The sequence below is a fragment of the Pseudomonas sp. genome (genome assembly GCF_050739995.1).
GTDB lineage: Bacteria > Pseudomonadota > Gammaproteobacteria > Pseudomonadales > Pseudomonadaceae > Aquipseudomonas.
The window spans coordinates 1-4,036 of record NZ_JBOICG010000510.1 but is presented as its reverse complement, the minus strand read 5'-3'; the positions used below and the strand labels follow the sequence as shown (position 1 = coordinate 4,036).

General features: G+C 60.6%; 4 protein-coding genes. 1 reads left to right on the top strand and 3 read right to left on the bottom strand.

Annotation, left to right across the window (positions count from 1 at the left end; all coding sequences use genetic code 11):
- Positions 1-37 precede the first annotated feature (37 nt).
- The 3 genes from ACRESD_RS16865 to ACRESD_RS16855 all read right to left on the bottom strand — a co-directional run bounded on the left by ACRESD_RS16865 (position 38) and on the right by ACRESD_RS16855 (position 3,437).
- Positions 38-937, bottom strand: a complete 900-nt coding sequence (locus tag ACRESD_RS16865; RefSeq protein ID WP_431751960.1) for an acyltransferase — start codon at positions 935-937, stop codon at positions 38-40.
- Positions 938-3,037: a phosphate acetyltransferase gene (pta, locus tag ACRESD_RS16860; protein ID WP_431751959.1), complete on the bottom strand. Its 2,100-nt coding sequence runs from the start codon at positions 3,035-3,037 to the stop codon at positions 938-940. It lies immediately after the preceding gene.
- A 79-nt stretch (positions 3,038-3,116) separates the two neighbouring features.
- On the bottom strand, positions 3,117-3,437 hold the full coding sequence (locus ACRESD_RS16855; protein WP_431751958.1) for a DUF3565 domain-containing protein: 321 nt from the start codon (positions 3,435-3,437) through the stop codon (positions 3,117-3,119).
- On the opposite strand from ACRESD_RS16855, the gene ACRESD_RS16850 reads away from it, so the two are divergent.
- A complete protein-coding gene (locus ACRESD_RS16850) occupies positions 3,406-3,891 on the top strand; it encodes an FKBP-type peptidyl-prolyl cis-trans isomerase (protein WP_176995167.1) in 486 nt (161 codons plus the stop codon). The genes ACRESD_RS16855 and ACRESD_RS16850 overlap by 32 nt on opposite strands.
- The last annotated feature ends 145 nt before the right edge of the window (positions 3,892-4,036 follow it).

The following is a 4,036-nucleotide window of genomic DNA, read 5'->3' as shown; positions in this document are numbered from 1 at the left end:
TGCCTGCATCGCAGGCAAGCCAGCTCCCACATTTTGATCACTTTTTGCCTGGGAATTCGGTGTGCAGCCTATCCAGCAAACGGTCCTTGTCTTCCCACAGCTGGTTGATCCAGCCCTGGAACGCCGTCCGATACTCCCCATCCTGCTCATAATTCTTGCCGATAAACTCGGCCGGGATCTGCACCTCTTCGAACTGCACCACCACGTCCTTCACCTCCCCACACAGCAAATCCCAATACCCAGGGCGACCGGCGGGATAGTGAATGGTTACGTTGACCAGTGACTTCAGTTGCTCACCCATGGCGTCCAGCACAAACGCGATACCACCGGCTTTGGGTTTGAGCAGGTAGCGAAACGGCGACTTCTGCTGCGCATGCTTTCCTGGGGTAAACCGCGTGCCCTCGGCAAAGTTGAAAATGCCCACAGGGTTGTCTCGAAACTTCGCACAAGTCTTGCGGGTGGTTTCCAGGTCTTTACCTTTCTTCTCTGGGTGCTTCTCCAGATAGGCCTTGGTGTAGCGCTTCATGAACGGAAAACCCAGCGCCCACCAGGCCAGGCCGATCACAGGCACCCAGATCAGCTCCTGCTTGAGGAAGAATTTCAGCGGGCGAATTCGGCGATTCAGCACGTATTGCAGCACCATGATGTCGACCCAGCTCTGGTGATTACTGGTCACCAGGTACGAGTGCTGGTAGTCCAGCCCTTCAAGGCCGGTCACGTGCCAGCGTGTGCGCTGCACCAGGTTCATCCAACCCTTGTTGTTGGTGACCCAGGCTTCATGGGTGTGGTTCATCAGCCATTCGCTGAAACGCTTGGCGAACGGCAGCGCCTTGAACAGCGCCACGATAAACAGGAATGAACACAACAGGATTGTGTTCAGCGCCAGCAACAGTGAAGCAATCACCCCGCGTATGGCGGCAGGTAGAAAATCCAGCATTTAGATATCCATGGTTCGGTTGGCGGCTTGGATCGCTGTCAGTGCGATGGTGTACACGATGTCGTCTACTTGAGCGCCCCGTGGCAGATCGTTCACCGGTTTGCGCAGGCCCTGAAGCATTGGCCCCAGGCTCACGCAATCGGCGCTGCGTTGCACAGCCTTGTGCGTGGTGTTGCCAGTGTTCAGGTCCGGGAATACAAACACGGTGGCTTTACCGGCGACCTGGCTGTTGGGTGCCAACTGCCGAGCGACGGTTTCGTTGGCGGCGGCGTCGTATTGCAGCGGGCCGTCGATCAGCAACGAGCTTTGCTGTTCGTGTGCGAGCAGGGTGGCTTCGCGGACTTTTTCCACTTCCTCGCCGCTGGCCGAATCGCCGCTGGAGTAGCTGATCATCGCCACGCGCGGTGTGATACCGAACGCAGCGGCCGAGTCGGCGCTTTGCAAGGCGATTTCCGCCAATTCGGCCGCGCTCGGATGCGGGTTCATCACGCAGTCGCCGTACACCAGCACCTGCTCGGGGAACAGCATGAAAAACACCGACGACACCAGCGTGCAGCCCGGCGCGGTCTTGATCAGTTGCAGGGCAGGGCGGATGGTGTTGGCGGTGGAGTGAATGACGCCGGACACCAGGCCGTCCACTTCATCCAGCGCGAGCATCATGGTGGCGATCACCACGGTGTCTTCCAACTGCTGCTCGGCCATCGGTGCATTGAGGCTTTTGCTCTTGCGCAGGGCCACCATCGGTTCGACGTAGCGCTGGCGAATCAGGTCCGGGTCGAGAATCTCCAGGCCCTCGGGCAATTCGATGCCTTGGGCGCGGGCGACGGCTTCCACGTCCGCCGGTTTGGCCAGCAATACGCAGCGGGCAATGCCGCGCGCCTGGCAGATAGCGGCGGCTTGCACGGTCAGCGGTTCGCTGCCTTCGGGCAGTACGATGCGCTTGTTGGCGGCCTGGGCGCGCTGGATCAACTGGTAGCGGAACACGGCGGGTGACAGGCGCATCTCCCGTGGCGTACCGCAGCGTTGGTGCAGCCAGCGGGCGTCGAGGTGGCTGGCGACGAAGTCGGTGATGATCTCCGCACGCTCGCGGTCATCGATGGGGATTTCTTTGTTGAGGCTGTTGAGCTGGTTCGCCGTGTCGTAGGAGCCGGTGCTCACCGACAACACTGGCAGCCCGGCCTGGAACGCGCCGCGGCACAGATCCATGATGCGTGGGTCGGGCAGGGTGTCGCTGGTCAGCAGCAGGCCGGCCAGGGGCACGCCGTTGATCGCCGCGAGGCTGACGGCGAGGATGATGTCGTCACGGTCGCCCGGGGTCACCACCAGCACGCCAGGTTTGAGCAGTTCCACGGTATTGCGCATGGTGCGGGCACAGATGATGATCTTGGTCATGCGCCGGCTTTCATAGTCGCCGGCGTTGAGGATCTGCGCGCCCATCAGGTCGGCCACATCGCGGGTGCGCGGGGCGTTGAGTTCGGGCTGGTAGGGAATGCAGCCGAGCAGGCGGAAGTCGCCGCTGCGCAACAACGGCGAGTGTTCCTTGAGGCGTGCCGAGAACGCCTCCATGCTTTCATCGGTGCGTACTTTGTTGAGGATTACGCCCAGCACTTTCGGATCTTTCGGACCGCCGAACAGTTGGGCCTGCAACTCGACGCGACCGGAGAGCTCGGTGAGCACTTCGTTTTCAGGGGCGGACACCAGGATCACTTCGGCGTCGAGGCTCTTGGCCAGGTGCAGGTTGACCCGCGCGGCGTAGCTGGCGCTGCGTGTCGGCACCATACCTTCGACGATCAGCACGTCCTTGCCCACGGCCGCCTGCTGATACAGCGTGATGATTTCTTCGAGCAGCTCATCGAGCTGGCCGTCGCCCAGCATGCGCTCAACGTGGGCCAGGCCCAGAGGTTGTGGCGGCTTCAGGCCGTGGGTGCGTGCTACCAGTTCGGTGGAGCGTTCCGGGCCGGTATCGCCGGGATGGGGCTGGGCAATCGGTTTGAAGAAGCCGACTTTCAACCCGGCTCGCTCAAGGGTGCGCACCAGCCCGAGGCTGATGGAGGTCAGACCCACACCAAAATCGGTGGGCGCGATAAAAAAAGTCTGCATGCGAATTCTCTGGAGGTGCATGGCTTCGGTGGCGCTCTATGGTTGAGCGCCTGCCGGGAATCAGGCATCAAGGTTATCGTTATTCGTGCCCTTGCGCACACCAGCCGCACACAAAGGGTTGGCCTATTTTTTCAAGGCGTTGCGTCGGGTCGAGTACCCACGCCCGGGACTGCCATGGCGGTTGGTGGCGCAGGTGCTGGGTGTGCCCGCAGGAGAGTTCGGCCACCCAGTGCTGGTCGTCGTCCTGATGGAACCCGATGATGAAGGAGGCCGTTGATCGGTCCCGTCTGTCCGGGTTCTGTTCGCTTTCGGGCAAATCCTTGTTTAGACTTGTCCGTTCTTCATTCTTATGCAAAAGGTCTCGCCCCATGACGATCGCCGCTAACAAGGCTGTCTCCATCGACTATACCCTGACCAACGACGCTGGTGAGGTCATCGACAGCTCAGCCGGCGGCGCGCCGCTGGTCTACCTGCAAGGCGCAGGCAACATCATCCCGGGCCTGGAGAAGGCTCTGGAAGGCAAGAACGTTGGTGATGAGCTGACCGTTGCCGTTGAACCTGAAGATGCCTACGGCGAATACTCCGCCGAACTGGTCAGCACCCTGAGCCGCAGCATGTTCGAAGGCGTCGACGAACTGGAAGTGGGCATGCAGTTCCACGCTTCCGCGCCGGACGGCCAAATGCAGATCGTCACTATCCGCGATCTGGACGGCGACGACGTGACTGTCGACGGTAACCACCCACTGGCTGGCCAGCGCCTGAACTTCAAGGTGAAGATCGTTGCCATCCGCGACGCTTCCCAGGAAGAAGTGGCTCACGGCCACGTCCACGGTGAAGGCGGTCACCACCATTGATTGTGGTTTGATCAATAGGTAGCAAAAAGCCCCGACTGGTTCGGGGCTTTTTTTGAGCTTGAAATATCTATCCGCAACGCCGTAGTCCAAATGTGGGAGCGGGCTTGCCCGCGAATACAGAGTGTCAGTCAAAGGTGTTGTGACT

Bases quoted from the DNA above. Each gene is read 5' to 3' on its own strand.
- ACRESD_RS16865 (WP_431751960.1), bottom strand. From the start codon at position 937: ATGCTGGATTTTCTACCTGCCGCCATACGCGGGGTGATTGCTTCACTG.
- pta (WP_431751959.1), bottom strand. From the start codon at position 3,037: ATGCAGACTTTTTTTATCGCGCCCACCGATTTTGGTGTGGGTCTGACC.
- ACRESD_RS16850 (WP_176995167.1), top strand. From the start codon at position 3,406: ATGACGATCGCCGCTAACAAGGCTGTCTCCATCGACTATACCCTGACC.
- ACRESD_RS16855 (WP_431751958.1), bottom strand. From the start codon at position 3,437: ATGGAGACAGCCTTGTTAGCGGCGATCGTCATGGGGCGAGACCTTTTG.